Source organism: Micromonospora musae (assembly GCF_003626545.1).
Lineage (GTDB): Bacteria > Actinomycetota > Actinomycetes > Mycobacteriales > Micromonosporaceae > Micromonospora > Micromonospora musae.
Genome location: NZ_RAZS01000003.1, coordinates 204,345 through 222,543, shown reverse-complemented (window position 1 = coordinate 222,543; position 18,199 = coordinate 204,345). Strand labels below are relative to the sequence as shown.

The 18,199-nt window shown below is 69.8% G+C and carries 18 protein-coding genes; 7 read left to right on the top strand and 11 right to left on the bottom strand.

What is annotated here, in order from left to right; translation table 11 throughout:
- Positions 1–15 precede the first annotated feature (15 nt).
- The 4 genes from D7147_RS09245 to D7147_RS09225 all read right to left on the bottom strand — a co-directional run bounded on the left by D7147_RS09245 (position 16) and on the right by D7147_RS09225 (position 2,578).
- Entirely contained in the window at positions 16–309 is a 294-nt protein-coding gene (locus D7147_RS09245; protein ID WP_120676697.1) for a transcriptional regulator, read from the bottom strand.
- 68 nt (positions 310–377) lie between these two features.
- Positions 378–1,076, bottom strand: coding sequence for a hypothetical protein (locus D7147_RS09240; RefSeq protein WP_120675733.1), 699 nt, complete (start codon positions 1,074–1,076; stop codon positions 378–380).
- Positions 1,077–1,414: 338 nt separating this feature from the next.
- Positions 1,415–1,759, bottom strand: coding sequence for an STAS domain-containing protein (locus D7147_RS09235; RefSeq protein ID WP_120675731.1), 345 nt, complete (start codon positions 1,757–1,759; stop codon positions 1,415–1,417).
- A gap of 333 nt (positions 1,760–2,092) precedes the next feature.
- Complete coding sequence (locus tag D7147_RS09225; protein ID WP_120675726.1) at positions 2,093–2,578, bottom strand: DUF2975 domain-containing protein; 486 nt, start codon at positions 2,576–2,578, stop codon at positions 2,093–2,095.
- 156 nt (positions 2,579–2,734) lie between these two features.
- Here D7147_RS09225 and D7147_RS09220 point away from each other — a divergent pair, with 156 nt between their 5' ends.
- Both D7147_RS09220 and D7147_RS09215 read left to right on the top strand, forming a co-directional pair.
- Complete coding sequence (locus D7147_RS09220; protein ID WP_120675724.1) at positions 2,735–3,280, top strand: VOC family protein; 546 nt, start codon at positions 2,735–2,737, stop codon at positions 3,278–3,280.
- A complete protein-coding gene (locus D7147_RS09215) occupies positions 3,264–4,067 on the top strand; it encodes a MerR family transcriptional regulator (protein WP_199716603.1) in 804 nt (267 codons plus the stop codon). The genes D7147_RS09220 and D7147_RS09215 overlap by 17 nt, the downstream gene beginning before the upstream one ends.
- Positions 4,068–4,098: 31 nt before the next feature.
- On the opposite strand, the gene D7147_RS09210 is transcribed toward D7147_RS09215, so the two are convergent.
- Complete coding sequence (locus D7147_RS09210) at positions 4,099–5,877, bottom strand: glycoside hydrolase family 15 protein (protein ID WP_120675720.1); 1,779 nt, start codon at positions 5,875–5,877, stop codon at positions 4,099–4,101.
- 106 nt (positions 5,878–5,983) lie between these two features.
- On the opposite strand from D7147_RS09210, the gene D7147_RS09205 reads away from it, so the two are divergent.
- The 5 genes from D7147_RS09205 to D7147_RS09180 all read left to right on the top strand — a co-directional run bounded on the left by D7147_RS09205 (position 5,984) and on the right by D7147_RS09180 (position 10,293).
- On the top strand, positions 5,984–6,127 hold the full coding sequence (locus tag D7147_RS09205) for an LPXTG cell wall anchor domain-containing protein (RefSeq protein ID WP_120675718.1): 144 nt from the start codon (positions 5,984–5,986) through the stop codon (positions 6,125–6,127).
- A gap of 333 nt (positions 6,128–6,460) precedes the next feature.
- Positions 6,461–6,940, top strand: a complete 480-nt coding sequence (locus tag D7147_RS09195; protein WP_120675716.1) for a nitroreductase/quinone reductase family protein — start codon at positions 6,461–6,463, stop codon at positions 6,938–6,940.
- A 527-nt stretch (positions 6,941–7,467) separates the two neighbouring features.
- Complete coding sequence (locus tag D7147_RS09190) at positions 7,468–8,814, top strand: YcaO-like family protein (protein ID WP_120675714.1); 1,347 nt, start codon at positions 7,468–7,470, stop codon at positions 8,812–8,814.
- Complete coding sequence (locus D7147_RS09185; protein WP_199734134.1) at positions 8,811–9,470, top strand: TfuA-like protein; 660 nt, start codon at positions 8,811–8,813, stop codon at positions 9,468–9,470. The genes D7147_RS09190 and D7147_RS09185 overlap by 4 nt, the downstream gene beginning before the upstream one ends.
- A 169-nt stretch (positions 9,471–9,639) precedes the next feature.
- Positions 9,640–10,293 carry a response regulator transcription factor gene (locus D7147_RS09180; protein WP_158609325.1) on the top strand — a complete coding sequence of 218 codons (654 nt, stop codon included), beginning with the start codon at positions 9,640–9,642 and terminating at the stop codon, positions 10,291–10,293.
- A gap of 21 nt (positions 10,294–10,314) precedes the next feature.
- Here D7147_RS09180 and D7147_RS09175 read toward each other — a convergent pair whose 3' ends face one another.
- Genes D7147_RS09175 through D7147_RS09150 form a run of 6 tightly spaced genes read right to left on the bottom strand, consistent with a single transcriptional unit; the run spans position 10,315 to position 18,198 of the window.
- Positions 10,315–10,647 (bottom strand): hypothetical protein, encoded by a 333-nt coding sequence (locus tag D7147_RS09175; RefSeq protein ID WP_120675710.1) that lies wholly within the window; start codon positions 10,645–10,647, stop codon positions 10,315–10,317.
- A 28-nt stretch (positions 10,648–10,675) separates the two neighbouring features.
- A complete protein-coding gene (locus D7147_RS09170) occupies positions 10,676–12,646 on the bottom strand; it encodes a TOMM precursor leader peptide-binding protein (protein ID WP_120675708.1) in 1,971 nt (656 codons plus the stop codon).
- Positions 12,636–14,741, bottom strand: coding sequence for a YcaO-like family protein (locus tag D7147_RS09165; protein ID WP_147437377.1), 2,106 nt, complete (start codon positions 14,739–14,741; stop codon positions 12,636–12,638). Before D7147_RS09165 ends, D7147_RS09170 begins: the two co-directional genes overlap by 11 nt.
- Positions 14,738–16,126: a SagB family peptide dehydrogenase gene (locus D7147_RS09160; RefSeq protein ID WP_120675704.1), complete on the bottom strand. Its 1,389-nt coding sequence runs from the start codon at positions 16,124–16,126 to the stop codon at positions 14,738–14,740. Before D7147_RS09160 ends, D7147_RS09165 begins: the two co-directional genes overlap by 4 nt.
- Positions 16,123–17,223, bottom strand: coding sequence for a thiopeptide maturation pyridine synthase (locus D7147_RS09155; protein WP_120675702.1), 1,101 nt, complete (start codon positions 17,221–17,223; stop codon positions 16,123–16,125). The genes D7147_RS09160 and D7147_RS09155 overlap by 4 nt, the downstream gene beginning before the upstream one ends.
- Positions 17,224–17,226: 3 nt before the next feature.
- Positions 17,227–18,198 (bottom strand): lantibiotic dehydratase C-terminal domain-containing protein, encoded by a 972-nt coding sequence (locus D7147_RS09150; RefSeq protein ID WP_120675700.1) that lies wholly within the window; start codon positions 18,196–18,198, stop codon positions 17,227–17,229.
- Between the last annotated feature and the right edge of the window lies 1 nt (position 18,199).

Below are 18,199 nucleotides of genomic sequence, written 5' to 3'. Positions count from 1 at the left end.
CACCCCTGTGAAGCGTCACCCGGATTCCCCTGTCTCGGCGGCGTCGACCCGCGCGATGAGCTGCTTCAGGCGCCCGATCTCTTCGGCGAGCGCGGTGTTGCCGGCTGCGGTGAGCGTGATCCAGGTACGGCCGCGCCGCCCAGCGTACCCCTTCTCGACCTCGACCAGGCCGGCGGTCTCCAGCACGGTCAGGTGCTGGGAGAGGTTGCCGGCGGTCAGCTCCAGCTGGCCGCGCAGGTAGCCGAACTCGACCCGGCGGGCCTCGTGGGCGATGGTGAGGATGCCCAGCCGGACCCGCTGGTGCACCATGTCGTCGAGGCCGGTGGCGGGATGGGGGGACTCGGCGTCGTCCGGCTCGGGGGTGTTGGCGGGGCCGTTCACCGGGGGCGTCGCAGTCGTTGCGCCAGCGCGAACCCTACGCTGCCGAGCAGCAGCAGGCCGCCGTTGATGGCCAGCTGCGGGGCGAACGCCCAGTTCGGGCCCCAGCCGACCCCCCAGCCGAAGTTGATCGGCGCCAGCACGACCGCCAGGTAACCGAGGGTGAATACCAGTAGCTCGACGCGCCGCTCCAGCCAGGCCAGCATGAGCAGGGCCAAGCCGATCACGCCGGTGGGGTCGAGCAGCCGGAACAGGAGCTGGACGGAGGCGGGTGGGGCGTCGGGGTAGTACGGGTGGTCGAGGATGCTCCACACCGCGGTGGCGGCGGCGGAGAGCACGACGAGCCCGACACCGGTGAGCACGTACGGCAGCACGCGGGTGCCCAGTCCGCGGGCCCGGGCGATCCGCAGGTAGCCGCCGGCGATCACCACGTACGCGAGCAGCAGCGCCGCCCACCAGTAGAACTGCGCGGCCTGGAACCAGGCCTTGCACACCTCGCCGGTCGCCGTCGTCTGGCAATCGCTGAGGACCGGTTGGGCGAACCGGTACACCGGGATCGCCCCGAACGTCACCAGGGCCAACACCAGCAGCGGCAACCACGTCGCCTGTTGGGCGAGACGAACTCGGCGCGCGAGGGCGCGCGCATCAGCGAGGAGCCGGCGGGGGTCGCCGCCCGCAGGTACCGAATCAGCAGTCATGCCAATAGGTTTCCATAGCAAACCTGTTGGCGCTAGTAGTTTCTTGCTCTTCCGGTGGCAAGTGCTGAGGCGACCGCGTCCCGCATCGGGTGATAACGGGCTGAACCTGCGCAAGCGTCAGGCGGTCGAGATGAAGATCGCGGCGCTGGAGCGTCGGCTGACAAGGCTCCGGGCGTCCCGGCGAGGCACCTCGCCACTTTGCGCATCCTTCGGATCTCGCCCGGCGCACCCGAACCTTCGACGCACCAGAACGCTGACCGCCGTCACCTCCGGGGGCGATCGCGCGTGCGCGCCAGGTGACGTGAGCGCTCACCACCGAGGTGAGGTCGGGTGCCAGTTCAGGGACGCGGCGGGTAGCTGAAGAGTCGGCCGACCGCGGTGATCGCGAGGACCCGAGCCGGCGTGCTGGCAGCCGCGGTGATGCTCACCTGCTGACCGCGTGTCAACGCGGCCTTCCTGACGGCCAGCAGCGCGGCGAGCGCGGCGCAGTCGAGAAACTGCAACGCCGTGAGATCGAGGATGAGACTGGTCACCCACGCTGGAGCCAGCAGGAAGTTCAGCTCCCGCTCGAGTTGGTGGGCGTTGGCCAGGTCGGCTTCACCGGTCAAGGTGACGTACCGAGTGCTTGGCGCTACGTCGTAGTAGTCGTGCCGTAATACGCCGGGACCAATGATTATGTCCATTGAACGGCTCAGTCCCCGTCCGGCGAAGGACGAATGGTAGGGCCGGATGAGGTGGCCACCTTCGATCCGGCGCCGAAGAGGACAGAGCTGGTGTGCGGCGATGCCGACCCCGACGTGGCGCTTTGGGCGCCAACTCAGACGCTACTCTCGGCCGCCGCCACCCGCCAGCTTCCCCGACTGCCGCGCTCGCGCGGCCGCCGATACGCCACCCCGTCCCCGAGGCAGCGTTTCGCGATGGTCGGGGTCGTCGCCGCGGACTCGACGGACCACACCCGGCGGCCACCGCCGCCTTCCGAGTGACCGGCACCACGTCGAGGTCGGCGTCGGCCGGCGTCAGATCACGTCGTCCAGCTCGGCCCGCAGCTGCGTCGCCTCGACGTCGCGCGCGACGGCCTGGGCGAGCAGCATTCGCAGCACGAGCACGATGAGCGCGACCCCCAGGATGGCCACGCCGATCCCGCACATGATGACGGTGACGCCCGGATCGTCCCGCTGGCCGGGGGCGTTGACGGCCGTGACCGCGAACCAGACGAGCGCAGCCGCCACGATCGCACCGATCAGGACGTCCACGTACCGGAAGGCGGCATGCGAGAAGACGGTTCCGCGTCGCACCATCGCCACCAGCCGCCATACGCAGACCAGGGCCACCTGGGCCGACACCATGCCCAGGATCGTGATCACGCGCAGCGGGGTCAGCGGGAGCGACCCATCCTCCGGGTCGGTGAACAACGCCCACACCATCGACGCCTGCACGAAGACGGTGCCGGCGAGCAACACCACGAGCACGGCGCGCAGCCCACGCACTATCAGCTTCCCCATGACCTCATCCTCCCATCGACTGGCGACAGGAACCTATCGAATCTCGATAGGGAAGGCAAGATTTGAGCGAGCGGATGGGCGACGGTTTCGCAGCGTGGCGCGACCGGCATGGGCCGGCTTGACCCTCACGCGGCGTGAGGCCGGAGGGTGGGGTGCATGAGTGACTACTACAACGCCTTCGAGATCAGTCCCGTACCCGATCCCGGCCCGGACGCCGTTGCACCGGAGCCGTTCCGCGGCATCTACGGAATGCCCGCGTTCGTGACGATCCCGGCGAGTGACCTGGCCGAGTCGGTGGACTTCTGGATCCGCGGGCTGGGATTCTTCGAGCTGTTCAGCATCCCCGGCACGCTCGTGCATCTGCGTCGCTGGGCGTTCCAGGACGTCCTCCTGGTCTCGGCGCCGAGCGTTCCGGAGCAGGCACCATCGATGAGCGTCAGCTTCGCCTGCGTACTCAACCAGATCGACCCACTCGTCGAGGCGTGCCGGGCGCTGAACCCGAGCTCCGTCGACGGTCCCCGAGACACTTTCTGGAACACCCGGGACGTGGAGGTGGTCACGCCCGAGAACGCGCGGATCGTCTTCACCGCGGCGAAGCCCTTCGATCCGTCCAGTCAGGAGGCGCGCAACCTTGAAGCCATCGGCATCACCGCACCGAGCGCCGGTCGCGGCGACAATGAAGGGCATGCCTCATCTCGCTGACACCGACGGCCTCACCGTCGGTCAGGTCTCGACGCGTCTGGGCGTGACAGTCCGCGCGTTGCACCACTGGGACGAGACCGGTCTGGCGCGACCGTCGCTGCGTACGCCCGCCGGATACCGGCTCTACACCGCCGGCGATCTGGAACGCCTGCACCGCATCGTCGTCTACCGTGAGATCGGCCTCGGCCTGGACCGGATCCGGGCCGTCCTGGACGACCCGACTGCGGACGCCACCAGCGCACTACGCGCGCAGCGCCGCCAGGTCGCCGAACGGATCGACCACCTCCAGCAGCTCAGCGTCGGACTGGACCGGATGATCGACGCCCACGAGCGCGGCCTGCTGCTGACAGTCGAGCAGCAGGCCGCGATCTTCGGCCCGGAATGGAACCCGGACTGGCCCGCCCAAGCCCGTCAGCGCTACGGAGACACGCTGCAATGGCAGCAGTACGCCGAACGCTCGGCCTCCCGCACACCAGAGGAGTGGCAAGCTGTCGCCGACGCCAATGCCGGCCTCAACCGCGCGCTCGCGGACGCGATGGACGCCGGCGTCACACCGGGCAGCCCGGAGGCGAACCAGCTCGTCGAGCGGCACCGCGAAGTCTTCTCCTCCTACTTCCCCCTCACCCGGCAGATGCAGGTCTGTCTCGGCCGCAAGTACGAGGCCGAGCCGGCCTTCGCCGCCTACTACGACGACCTCCGCGCCGGTCTCGCCACCTGGTTCCGCCAGATCGTCGACGCCAGCGCACGCGCCCACGGCATCGACCCCGACACCGCCACCTGGCAGTAGAGCGCGCGCTACGCCTCGGCGGACGGCGGGATCAGACGAAGCCGGGTTTGGTGAGTCGCCAGGCCGCGCCGACCAGGCCGGCGTGGGAGAGTGCCAACGGCGTGTTGCCCAGGTGCGCGCCCGTGCGAGGGTCGATCTGCTCAGCGAACAACCCGAGGTCGTTGGCGCGAGCGACGGTACGTTCGAACAGCGCCTCGGCCCGCTTCAACTCGCCGGTCATCGCCAGGCACTCGACCAGCCAGAAGGTGCACACCACGAATCCGGCGGGGTCGTCCGGCCAGCGGCGGACCAGCCCGTCGGTTGTCAGCTCCGACGCGATGGCGTCGATGGTGGCCCGCATCCGGGGGTCGTTCGGCGACACCATCCCCGTCGACGGCAGGACGAGGACCGAGGCGTCCAGCTCGGGCGAGCCGATGGCACCGGTGTAGGCGCCGACCCGTTCGTTCCAACCGTCCCGCAGCACGGCGGTCCGGATCTCGTCGCGGACGGCGGCCCAGCGTGCGGGATCGGCGTGCTCGCCGAGCAGCGGCGCGAGTTTGATCGCGCTGTCCAGCGCACCCCAGCTCAGCGCCTTGGACGCCAGGTAGTGCTGGCCCGGGCCGCGGTCCTCCCACATGCCGGCGTCCGGCTCCCGCCAGTGGGTGGCCTGCTCGGCGAGACCGACGAGCAGCGCCTGGGTCTCCCGGGAGAGCTCGCCGAGCTGCTCGCGGATCAGGTGGGTGCCGAGCAGCACGCCGCCGGGCACGTCCTGCTGCCGTTGCCGCCAGGCGTCGTTGCCCACCCGGACCGGGCGGCTGCCGGCGTACCCGCGGAGGTGGTCGAGGGAGTACTCGGAGAGGTCCCGTTCGCCCGCCACCCCGTACATGATGGGCACCGGTCGGTCGCCGGCGTTCCCCGCCGAGCGGGCGGCCCAGTCGAAGAGCCGGCCGGTGTCCTCCTGGCAGGCGGCCACCCAGAGGGCCCGCATGGTCACGACGAAGTCGCGCAGCCAGGCGTACCGGTAGTCGTAGTTGTCCGTGCCACCGAGCCGTTCCGGCAGTGACGTGGCGACGGCGGCGACCACCGCGCCGCTCGGCCGGTACGTCAAGCCCTGCAGGACCAGGCCGCTGTGCTGCACCAGGTCGGGATAGCGCCCGTGGTACTGGTGCTGCCCCCGCATCGCCCGCCAGGTCTCGACGGTGTCGGCGAGGGTCGGCACCGGGTCGAGTTGCTGCGGCGGAGGTCCGTACGCCGGAGCGTAGGCCAGGTCGAAGCCGAGTACCTGACCGGCGGCGACGTCGAACTCGGCGTAGGCCCGGCCCTGCGCGCAGGCCAGCGGCACCGGGCCGCGGAGCGTCAGGGCGAGCGGCCCGGCACCGACCAGCACCTTGTTGTCGCGGCAGTGCAGGTACGGGACGATGAGCCCGTACTCCGGCCTGGGCACGAACTCGCAGCGCATCCGCGTCGTGCCGGTGAGCCCTTCGACCACCCGGACCAGCACTGCCGGTGAGTTGCGACCCAGGTCGTGTCCGCGTGCTCCGGGTTCGGCTGCCAGCGCCTCGGTCACGGCGACGCTGCCACCGCCGGTGTGGTGCACGGTCCGCAGTACCAGCGAGCCGTCGATGTACGCCCGCTCGGTCCGTGTGCTCGGCTCGGCCGTCACCGGGCCGAGCGTCCAGTGCCCGGCTTCCGGGTCGAGGAGCCGACCGAAGACCGACGGCGAGCCGAACTGGCCGGGGCACCACCAGTCGACCGAGCCGCCGCGGGTAACCAGCGCGGCCGAGGCGCAGTCGGAGAGCAGGCCGTAGTCGGCGATCGCTGACTCGGGCACCGGGGGCGGTTACCCGATTCTCGGCGGTCATACCTCGCACGATGGCTGACAAGCACTCGCCTCCTCGTGCGGTGTCACCCGTCGATCCGCCGGGTAATGTGTCGGCGTGGATACCTCGCCCGCGAGCGACGAGCCCGAGTCAAAGGCCCTGCCGGAGGCGACCGTCGCGGGCGACTGGACGATTCTCGGTGTCATCACGGTGGCGATTGCGGGCCTGCTCTTCTGGCGCAGGCGCAAGCGACGCGGCTAGGCCCTGTCTTCAACGTGCACAAACGTTGGAGTAGCGCGGCGATGGTGACGGTCGCCTAGAAATCGGCATTGGTCGGGGTCACTCCCGTTGCCCGGTTGCGATGTGCTGACGCCCCGCCTGACCGGCAACGGCGGCTTCTACGTCTCCGCCCCGGCGGGTCAACCCGGCGGCACCGGCACGACCGATCTCCTGCTCGCGTATGCCTGAGAGCGGCCGGTCAGGCGTGTCAAGCCACGTCCCGGGCGACGAAGGCCCGTTCGGCGTGGCGGGACTGCCCGAAGCTGCGATTGGCGACCCGTTCACACCGTGGCCTGATACGGGTGGGAGGTCATCATGTCGGTCAATGGCGAGGCGAAGGTTCCGAAGCTTCCACCGCGCTGGTTCATCCGGCTGGCCTGGAGGGTCCACCGAGGTTTGTATCGGGTCTTCCGCGGCCGGGTCGGGCTCTGGCAACCACGCACCGACCGCTGGGGCACGTTGCGGCTGACCACCACCGGACGCCGCAGCGGCGAGCAGCGCAGCGTCATCGTCGCGTATCTGGAGGACGGGCCGAACCTGTTCACGTTGGCGATGAATGGCTGGGGCGAGGGTGAGCCCGCCTGGTGGCTGAACCTCCAGACCCATCCGGATGCGACGGTCGACCTGGTCGACGGCCGGCGGCTGGTACGCGGGCACGCCGCAGCGGGCGACGAGCGGGTGCGGCTGTGGGCCCGCTGGCGTGAGATCGATCCGAAGATCGACGCCTTCGCGACGCTTCGCCCGTCCGAGACCGCCGTGGTGGTCCTGGAACCCCGGCCCGACGCGGTCAGCTGACCAGGAGCCGATCTTCCACGCCCAGCCGTGGTCGGCCTCGGGTCTCCTCGAAACGGCGGACTTGATCGGCGGCCGACGCATTCGGGCTGTCGCGGCATTTTGGCCGTCACTCCGACCACGGACTGACAGTGATTGGGCCGCTCGTGGCCACTTCGATTGCACCGTTTCCCTTTGGGCACGACCAGCCAAGAATTCCGTTGCGGACGATGGGAATTTCGCGCTGCTCGATATCGAACGGATCGGCAGCGGGGGCGCTCCAGCCCGCACCGAACGATTCCGAACAGTCCCGAACGGGCGTACCCCTTGCCGGCGTCCCACCTCTGGATCATCGTTGACACCAGCGCTGCGGCAGTGACGGGTATCTAAGCAGCTCACACGAGCCTGGCTTACATCGTTCAGGCGGAATGCAATTCTCGCCGGAGAGCGAACGCCGCAGTGGCAACGGCTGCGCCCCTCGGAGAGAAGAGGTCGATGAATGCCTGACCAGCCTGTCGACAACACCGTTATTCGACCGACGGTGGTGGCCGTTGAAGCTGCGTGACCGCGTCCCCAAGGTCGGGCCTACCCGCGAGGTGACCACGCTCCGGACCCTTGAGCGCGTCACTCCCCTACTACGGACCGTGGGAGTGGCCCGGGTCGCCGATATCACCTGGTTGGACCGCATCGGCATTCCCGTCTACAACGCCATCGTGCCGCGATCCCACGACCTGCTGTCGGTCTACAACGGTAAGGGACGCACCCACGATGATGCGCGGGCGTCGGCGATCATGGAAGCGGTGGAGCGTTTCGCCGCTTGGCAGCCCAGGACACCGGACCTCGTGGCCGCGTACACCGAACTGGACGCCGCCGGGCAGGCAGTGTTGGACCCGGCGGACCACAACCTCGCGCCGGGCCACGCCTACCGCCCGGACGTACCGATCTCATGGGCCCAAGGCTACGACTTGCTCCACGACGAGCCGGTCTACGTACCGCTGAGCCTGGCCGGCTACTACATCCGCTTCCACGAAGTCCAGTGCTTCGCGATCAACAGCAGCAACGGGCTGGCATCGGGCAACTCGCTGGAGGAAGCCATCTGCCATGCCATGTGCGAGGTCATCGAGCGCGACGCCCTGACACTGGCGGATCTGGTCAGCAACCGGATCACCCACATGATGCGCAACAAGCTCGGCGCGTCCGCCACCCGGGGGGCGGTGACCACGCTGGAGGACAGCACCCCCAGCGTCGATCTCGCCACCCTTCCCGAAGCGGCACGCTGGTTCGCCGACAGGATCCAGGACGCTGGGCTGCCCCTGGTCGTCAGAGACATCACCTCCTCGATCGGCATCCCGAGCTTCGCCGCCGTGGTCAGCGAGTCGTTGGCCGACACCTTCTCGCCGGGCCACTCCGGATACGGAACGCATCCCAACGCAGAGGTGGCGGTCATCCGCGCGCTGACCGAACTGGCGCAGAGCCGAGCGGTGGACATCCAAGGGATGCGCGAGGACATCAGCCTGCCCGCGGGCGAGGTCGACAACTGGAACCACCACGTCTCCCGCGGCGGATCGGTGGACCACTCGGTGTGGCCGTGGCGGGAGTCCGAGTCACCGGCGCGCTTCGGCGACGTACGCAGTTTCCCGAACGACGACGTCATGGCAGACATCCAGCTGATGCTCGGCCGGCTGCGCGACAACGGACTGAAGAGGGTGATCGTGGTCGACCGCACGCCACCGGGCTTTCCAGTACACGTGGTCCGGGTGATCGTGCCGGGACTTGAGTCCTGGGCGATCGATCAGAGCCGGCTCGGACCGCGGGCAAAGGCGCACTGGAACGAGTCGCTGCAACTGGTGGCCAGACCGCGTGACCGGGCAGCGGCCCGGGCGGGAGCGGGACGGTGACCCGCGCCGTCGTCTTCGCCGGGCCGAGTATCGACGCCGCCGCGATCGCCGAGATCGCACCGGTGGAGGTGCGTCCCCCGGTCAAGCGCGGGGACATCGACCTGCTACTGGCCGATCCGGAGCCGCCGACCCACATCGGCATCGTGGACGGCCAGTTCCTTCAGGGACTCATGATCTCCCCCAAGGAGGTGCTACGAGCCATAGATCGCCACCCTGACCCCGTGCGGGTGTTCGGCTCCTCCAGCATGGGCGCCCTACGCGCGGCCGAACTGGTGACCGAGGGCATGGTCGGGGTCGGGCAGGTCTTCGAGATGTACCGTTCGGGCACGGTCTACGCCGACGACGAGGTGGCGATCACCTTCGACCCGGATTCGCTGCGCGCCCTGTGCGAACCCATGGTCAATATTCGGGTGGCGATCGCCGCAGCGGTGGCGCGTGGCGTGATCTCATCAGCCAGCAGCGCGATTGTGCTGGCGGCGGCCAAGGAACTGTACTTCCCCGACCGCACCTACGCCCGGATTCTGCGGCTGTCGGTCGTCCGGGACAAGGTCAGCGACCAGAAGTTGGTGGCGTTGCGGGAGTTCCTCGACACGGATGCCCCGAACGCCAAGCGCGACGACGCGGTCGCCCTGCTTCGCCGTATGGACCTCGGCTAGCCGTCGGAGAGCCCTCGGCCGGCGGCTGCGAGCAGTGGCCCGCCGCGGCCGCCGGCCGAGGGTCCGGTCAGCACGTCTCACAGGGGGCACCTTGTCGGCATTGCACAACCCGGGAGCGGACTCGCGAGAGGTTCCCCGGGGCTGCCCGCAGCAGATGACGATCGAGATAGTGAGCGAGACGCCGCTGCTTCAGCATGGCCTCGCCGAGTTGCTGAGAAAGGTGCCGAACTTCTTCGTGTACGACGACCGCCCGCCGCTGACCGCCTCCCCGCTGTTGGCGAAGGATCGGTGGCACACGACGATTCTGATCACCGATGCCGGTGATGAGTTTCCCGACGCGATGGTCTCACCCATCCTCGGCGAACGGCCTGACTCGAGGATCGTCGTCCTGACCGACTCTTCTGATCATCTCTTCCTTTGGAAGGTGCTCACCTCGGGTGCGCACGCCTGCCTGGCCAAGGGCGTGCAACTGGACGAGCTGGTCAGCGTCATCCACGCGGTGCACCGCAAGGAGGATCGTTTCATTCTCTCCGCACCCGTCGGTGCGCTCCGCAAGCTGCGTCCGGCCACCGCGGAGCCGGGTCCGTTGACGAACCGGGAAGTTGAGATCATGCGGTTGGTAGCGGCGGGCATGAGCAATCGGCGGATCTCCCAGCAGTTGTTCATCACGGAGACGACCGTGAAGCGACATCTGACGAACGTCTACGCCAAGCTCGACGTCACCTCACGGGTCCAGGCGATCCAGAAGGCGTTCGGACGCGATCTGGCCGACGTGGCGGCGGCACTCGGCGCGCTGGACCTCGACGGTGAGCCACTGCCCTGACGCAGAACCCGGGTGGGAAGCTCAGGCGAAGGCCCGGCCGAGGGCCATGAGACCGTCGTAGGCGCTCGCACCCTCGGCGATGGCTTCGACGTCGAAGACGCTGACCGAGGTTGGCGGGTATCCGATCAGCTCGACGGCTCGGCTCACCCGGGCCGGGCCGTCCATGTATTCGGCGCCGTCCCACAGGTACACCGCGCCCCACACCTGCCGGTCAGAGTTGGCGAACCACGTCTTCAGGCGCATCCCCGGGAGCTGTGAGTACGCCTCGACGGCGTAGTCGCGCAGGTAACCGCGCAGGTCTTCGACGGAGACGCTCGACTTGCTCAAGTCCCAGAGGACGAACTGCAGATACATCCCGGTGGGCTCCTTGATCTCGGGGTGGTCAGGGGAACGGGTGCGGGTGCGGGTTGATGTCCGAGGCCCGCAGCCGTCGATCGCGATATCCGAGCCGGTGGGGAATCTCGTGAAGTCGAGGTATCCCGTCCACTCGACGCAGGCTGTGACCGAAGGTCATCGGCAGGGTTCCGGGGATGATCACCTTGGCGCAGGCGAGGCCCTGTGCGTGCTGTTCGGGGGTGGTCTGGTCGACGGCGACCACGTCCATGCCCTCGTCGAGATAGCGGCGCAAGAGCTCCCGGAGATCGTCGGCGAGGTCGGCGTTGCGGAACCCGTCCGGCTGTGCCATCTCCGCGAAGCTCGTCCAGCGCGGCGAGCCGGCCAGGAAGTCAAAGCGGGTGAAGGCGGTACGTGCGGCGTAGAGCAGGGAGTGGTCTGCCATCTCGGTGACCAGCGTCCCGTCCCGCACCATCCGTTCGGCGCGCTCGCGTTGTCCGGGATAGCGGCGCATCAGGTCCACCAGGATCGCCCCCAGTTCGCTCAATGCGTTCTCGGCGGCGATCTCCGGGTCGAGATGGCTGCCGGCGGCGCAGACTGCCCTCGGCCGGTCGTCGTCGTCGGACGGGTCCACCGCCATCGCCCATACGCACGGGATGCCCTGTTCGAGGGTGATGTCGAAGGTGTGGACCAGGTAGCCGGTCTCCGCCTGGATGGCCTCGGCGATGAGCGGGACGGTCCGGCGGCACGCGGAGCGCAGGTCGATCCGCGGCACCGGCATGCGCGCGTACCACGTCATCAGAAACGCATCCCGCTCGGCAATCTCGAGAATGCCGTGCAGGATCGCCTCCTCCAGGCTTCCGCCGAGGGCACAGCCGTTGGAGATCTCGTACACGAACGGCGCCGGTTCGTTGTCGGAGCGGTGGATCCGGTAGTAGGCGTACGTTTCCGGCACCAGAATCGGCTCGTCGCGCCGGAAGGAGTGTCCCCATACCCAGCGGTACCGCTGGTCGACTTCGAAGGGGCGGTAGCGAACACCGTCGATTCGGTAACGATCGGCCGGGTACAGGCCGAGGTGCCGGGGGTCGAGGGCCCGCTCGCGCAGGTCGGCGTAGCTGCCGTGCGCCGTCGTCCGCCTGCCGCCGGGCTCCATCCCGCCGTGTCGCTCCAGTGCCTCGAGGATCGAGACCAGCTCGCTGCTGCGATAGCTGCGGGTCCGTCCGTAGCCGCCCTCGGTCGCGCCGTCCGGCAGTCCCATCCAGGCCGCGGCGACAACCGAACCGGCGTTGTTGTCCCGGGCGAGCAGCCGGATGAGTCCGCACTCGGGGTCCACGTAGGTGGCGATCAGGTCGTCCTGGTGCTCGGCCAGGCTTCGGGTCCGGTAGCAGTCGGGCGCGCTCTTCGGGCGGGGTTGCAGCACGATCCGGGCCGCGTCGGCGTTGTCCTCCGGGAGGTTCCCACAGACCGGGCAGGACGGGTCGGGCAGGAACGGGTGCCGGGTCACCTCCAGGGACTTCAGGTCAAGACAGATCAGGGCCCATCGGGTCCTGGGTGCGTGCGGGTCCCGGGTCAGTCGCGCGATCTCGTCGTCGACCAGCGCGGCGACAGCGTCGGCGGCCAGGTCGGTGATCCAGGCGGAGGGCCGGCTGCCCAGCGTCGAGCGGCTGTCGGCGATCAGCGTGTCGTGGGCGCGGGAATGTAGACGGTTGCGCCGGCGCCGCCGTTCGGCGCAGTCCACGCAGCCGGGCTCACCTGCGCGTTCCAGGGGTCCGATCACCACTCGGCCCAGTTCGGTGCGGACCGGAAGCCAGGACGGCCGGTCCGATGTTCCCGCGGCGCGTACCGCCGTGCGGTCGCCGAGGTCCCAGGCGTCGGTCGCGGTCACGATGACGGTGTCGGTGCTGACCGACTTGGAGCCGGCGGGTTCGGCCACCGCGATCACGCCCGCGGGTCGGTGGACGTTGCGGGCGATGGCCTCGGCGAGGGTGCCGGTGCCGAGCAGCCGCACCTCAGCGGTCATGGGTCACCACCACGTGCACGGTGTTGGACATCATGGCGCTCACTTCCGGATCGTGGTCGAGCGGTACGGCCACCGGCTCCCTGCCGTGTGCCGTCAGGGCGACCACGACCGCGTCCAGGTCCAGCGGGTCGGGGTCGGGTCGGCGGTCCGGCCCGGGCGGGGACGCCGGCGCACGGGCCTGGATCGACGGCGCGGGCGACGACGGCACGGGGATCGGTGGCGGCGCGTACACGGGCTGTCCGTGCAGCGACGACTGATAGGACAGCACCGCCTCGGCCAAGGCGTCGCGCACCGCCTCGGCCACCGACAGGCCGCTGGCGCAGCCCCGCGCCTCGGGACCCACCCGGCAGAACACGGTCGGCACCGCGAGCGTCCCGGTGATGTCGAGCACGAGCAGGCTCTCACCGACGGCCGCCAGGATCTCGCGGTATCGCCTCCCGACCGGATCAAGAGCGACGGCGTCGACGTCGATCCCGGGAAACAGTCTCGGGGCCGCGACCATCTCTTCGAGGGTCAACCGCCTGACCTGTCCGAGGACGCCGGCCGTCACGGCCTCCTGCCAGCTGTAGGCGGAGGCGATTCCGGGCGGGAGTGGGCGGGCCCGGTCAACCGAACGCAGCGCCGGGAAGGCTCGCGCCACCGGCACCAGCCGGCTCCGTCCGTCGGTGAGCGCGATACCTGGCAGATAGCCCGCCCGCACTCCGTCGTCGCGTAGGGCCAGATCCGGGTCCACGTCGTCGGCGAAGAGCGGCTCGTCGTCGATGCCGACCAGCCGGCGTGGGTCTAGCATGAGCGCCCCGTAGGCCGAGAACGCGTGGAGCCCGGCCGCGAGGCGGGCGGCGGCGAAGTCCACGCCGGTGCCGAAGACGCGGAGCGGAACGGAGCCCTCACCGAGCAGCCCCACCGGATCCGGAACCTCGATCTCGCACACATGCAGCGGCAGCTGACCGAAGTCGCCTTCCGCAGGTCGCCCGAAGACTCCAACTCGATCGTCCATACATCCGGCGGCACGTCGAGAGAAGATCTCCGGGTCCAGCGGTGCGGCGGCACGTCGTTGCGCGATGCGTCCGCGTACCGCCTCGGCGGTCGGGTCCTCGGCCGCCGCCTCGAAGGGATGCGGCACGACGCAGTGCGCCTCACTGCTCAGGCTGGCCTCGTCGAGACGGGTGACCCCGGCCGGTTCCGGTCGTGCCGCGCCGGTTGCCGTGCGGAACGCACGGGACAGGAGCTGGGTTGCGGCGACGCGACGGGTCGTACCGTCCAGTTGCGCCGATCGCGCGGCGCCGGCGCCATGACGCGCGCGGTGCCGCCGTGCCACCGACGACCATCGCGTGCCGGTTCCCGCCCTGGGGCCGGATGACAGGAACCAGACGCCGTCCCCCATCATGAGCGCCTGGAACAGGTCGGCGCGCGAGGCCGCGCAGACCTGTTCCAGTAGCCGTACCTGGTCGACCGCCGGTCGGTCGCACATGTGCAGGACGAGGTTCGCGCCGTGCAGCGCCGACGTGACCGCCGCCGCGTCCGCTTCGGCGTCGAGGTGGGTACGGGTGACGCGTTGTGCGGGGTCACGGCGGCCGCGCTCGACGTCGGCCAGCAGCGTGTCCCACCCCTCCGCAGGTTCCGGCGCCACCAGGCGCACCTGGCTCAGCCCTGAACGCAGCGCGGCGACGGCCACGGCCGGTACCAGATCTGCCGGGCCCACCACCGCGACCGTCTCGCCGCGGTACTCCCGGAACGCCTGTGGAGCGGAGTCGGTCAGGTGGTTGAGGAAGGAAATCTCCCCGTGGTGGTCGTCGACCTGTTCGGTGCCGGCTGGGGACGCCTGCCCGTACGGGGTGATCGCGCCTTTCTCGACCAGCATGGTGATGAGCTGCCGCACCATGTCCCGCCGCGGGCCGGTCAGTTTGGCGGTCAGGTCGGCCAGGGAGTACCGGCCGTCCAGGTAGGGGGCCAGCCGGGCGAGCAGCGGATACGCGGAATCGCCGCCCACGACGACCGGCCCCTCGTACGTCAGCAGGTACAGGCCGTCCTCGGAGCGGGTGTAGTAGGTGTCGGGACGCAGCAGAAGGCCCATGGTCTCCGGTTGTCCGTTCATCGGGCGGTAGGACGGCTGCCGAGCAGGAACTCGCCCACCGCGCTTTCGTGCGTGTAACCGACGCCGGTCACCTCGTTGAGGGTTTCGCGGTCGCCGCCGCCGAGCCCACAGGCGGCCAGACCCATGGCCGTGGCGGCCAGGTACATCGTCTGATAGAGCACCCCGACGTGTTTGAGCACGAGCGAGTACGGCATCTGCTCGTAGGTCCAGGCCAGCCGCCCGAAGCGCGCCGCCACGACGATCAGCACCTGCGGCCTCAGCTGCTCGAAGGTGCCTCGACGCGCCGCGGCGATGAGGCGGGACATGCCGGGCCCAGGCCCGCGCACCAGCCGCAACGCGTGTTCGTGATCGTCGTAGTGATACACCCCAGCGGCTAGCCCCGAGGCCAGCCGCACCACCGGATACAGCTCCAGCTCGTACACGGAACCGCCGGACGGGTACGGCCGACCGAGCTGCCGCTCCCCCTCGGGACCGGAGCCGAACCGCATCCGCGCGCACCGGTAGAGGAACTCGCCGAGCTCCTCCAGGGTGATCGGGGTGTCGTCGTCGTGAGCTCGGATGGAACGCCGGTCCTCCATCACTGCGGCGAGCGGCGGGTCGACGCGACGCAGCTGCCCCAGATCGGGGGTGGGCAGCGGGACGACCGGTCCGGGATAGGGCTCGTGCTGGGCGGGCAACGGCTCGAACAGGCCGTCGGCCCATCGGGTACGGCCGTATCCGCTACCCAGCCGGTCACGGTGCCCGATCCGGCTGCGCTGGTGAAACCACAGCTCGTGAGCGCCCCACTGGCGCAGGTGTAACGCCTCGTCCTCGGCGCCGCCGACCGGCACCGCCAGCCCGCACTGGTACAGGTCGTGCAGGAACCGAGCGGCGGGCGCCCGCACCGGCGCGTCCGGGTCGGCCGGTACGGGCTTCTCCCCCGTCAGCAGGCCGAGCAGTGCGGGGTCGTGGACGTGGACCCGGGCCCAGGCCAGGGGCGACTCGATGACCAGGTCCCGCTCGTCGCGTTCCCGGTGCACGATCGCGAACCGCGACAGGAGCAGCCGGTCGGGGGTGGGGTGCGGTGCCGGCACCGGCCGTCGGGTGGGCTGGACGGCGTACAGCGGCCCCTTCTCCCGGCCGATCTCCGTGACCAGCCAGCCGCCCGCGCCCAGTGCTGCGAGGAACCCGGCGCGCTGTTCCTGCGCAGCCAGTTCCGCGGCCGGGCACGGTCCCGCCGCGAGCTGCTGGAGAAGGTCACGTTTCCAGGTCTCCGCGACGCCGAATGTTTCGGCCCGGGAGCCCGCCACCAGTCGCAGCCGATCGTCCTCGCCGACCGCGCTGTAGACACTGGTGACCAGCGACAGGCGTTCGGTGAGCGGCGCGTCCGTCAACGGCTCGATCATCGTGCCGCCTCCGCGGCGGTCACCGACGGGTCGGCGAGGGTCCTGATCAGCTCCACCGCCGACACCCCGTGCGCCTGCTCCACCGCGCAAGCCGCGAGGTGGCACAGCAGGAACCGTTCGACGGGGTTTACACCCAGCCGGGTCAGGTGCAGGTACGTGTAGTTGAGCACCAGCTTGTAGCTGAGGAACCACTCGGTGGCTTCGGTCTGCTCCTGCCAGGCGCTGGTGGCGAACAGTTCCCGGTGGAACGGACTGACCTGTGTCAAGTCGACGATATCGGCGTCGGCGTCGACCGGCGGGGCTTGGTCCATCAGCAGCCCGGCGCTGACCAGCCGACCGGCGCGATCCCGGTACGGTCGCAGGGCGTCGAGCCAGTCCCGCACGTACGGCACGGCCGACGTCGCGCCGTCCAGGTCTGCGACCACTGCCCGGACACGTCCGACCAGCGTCGCTGCGCTGCGCCGGTAGTGCCGGTCCCACGCGTCGCGCAGGCCCCGCCCCTCGGGAAAGCCGTGTAGAAACGCCTCGGCGTGCGAACGGAAGGAGAGGCCGCCGCGGGCGAGCCCGACCCCGGACAGCGAGTGCGCCGTGGCGATCATGAGATCGAACGCGATCCCGAGCCGCCGCCCGCCGGCAGCGATCTCCTCGGTCATTCGGAAGGCCAGCTCGGTGGTGTCCGAATAGAAGTCCGCCAGCAGGCCGGCGGTCGTCGCCTCGGACGGCGGCGGGTCCACCTCGGTGCTGAGGTGTAGCGAGTTGTCCGGATACCACGGAAGCAGGTCGCCGCTCTCCGACTCCAGTTCGGCCAGCCGCCGGTGCATCGGCAGGTGCTCCTGCGGATCCAGGCGTACGGTCGACGGCACCTCGGCCAGGAAGCGACCGACGAGTTCGTCGATCGCCGGACGAGCGAGCGTTGCCAGGACCTCGGGGGTGCAGCGGACGTACAGCCGCACGTGCGGACCGCGCAGCCAGTGCCGCAGGTAGTAGAGGGAGTCGACCTGGTCGCCGAGCCGCCGCGCCACCGGCCGGATCGCCTCCAGGATGAGCCGATCCTTGTTGTCGGCGTGGTAGTAGATCTGGAAGCAGTGCCATCGCATGGTTCAGTCCCCCTCGGCGAGCGTCGACACCGCTGCCCCAGCCAGCTGGCGCAGGGAGATCTCCGCCGGCAGGGTGACGGCGAGGCGGTTGCAGACGAGGTGTGCGCAGATGTCGATGATGGTCAGCACCGAGGTGGCTGGTCCCGCGGTGACGATGCCCCCGGGCCCCTCCCAGCCCGCGGCCGGAGGAGCCAGTGCGCCCCGGTCGAGCTGCTCGTTCAGCACGTCCCGCAGCGCCGCGACCGAGCGGGCCCAGCCGGCGAGCGTTCCCGGGTCGCTGTGCCGGTCGTTGGCCGCCACCAGCGCCCGCATCCGTTGGGCCACGGACACCGCCGTGCCGAGCTGCGCCGAGGGCTGCGGCAGGTCGAAGGGCGCCGCCCGGTCGTACCCGGGTCCGGATTCGATCAGGTCGCGTAGCCGCACCGGGTCCGTTTCACAGGTGAGCCAGGCGATGAGGATCATGGCGAACGCGGCGGTCGAGCGGGCCTGCGCAGAGGCCCCCTGCCGCAGCAGACGCATCGCCAGCGCGCTGGACTGCACGAAGTGCCGCTCCACCGCCTCGATCGCGGCACCGTGACCGTAGCGGTGATGCTCCCGGCGGTACGGGACGTACGCGACCGAGTCGTTGGGTTGCGGCGAGGTGAAACCGGGTGCGACCTGCTCCCAGGCCGCCAACATCGCCGCGGTCTCCGCGTAGCTGTCCGCGGTCATCACCGGGTCCGAGGGATGGTCCCGGAAGTAGCCGTCCAACTGCTTGTCGGTTGCCTCTCTGATCTCGTCCGGGTCGACGCCGTCGGCCGGGAGCAGACGCAACCGCACGTGCGGACCGCCGTCCCAGTAGCGCAGGTAGAACCATCCGGCGGCCCGGCCGCCGGACATCAGCTCCGTCACCAGCGGATCGACCGCCTCGACCAGCAGGTGGTCCTGGTCGCCCTGGTAGAAGGCGTGGGCGCTGACCCAGTTCGTCTCTTCCATC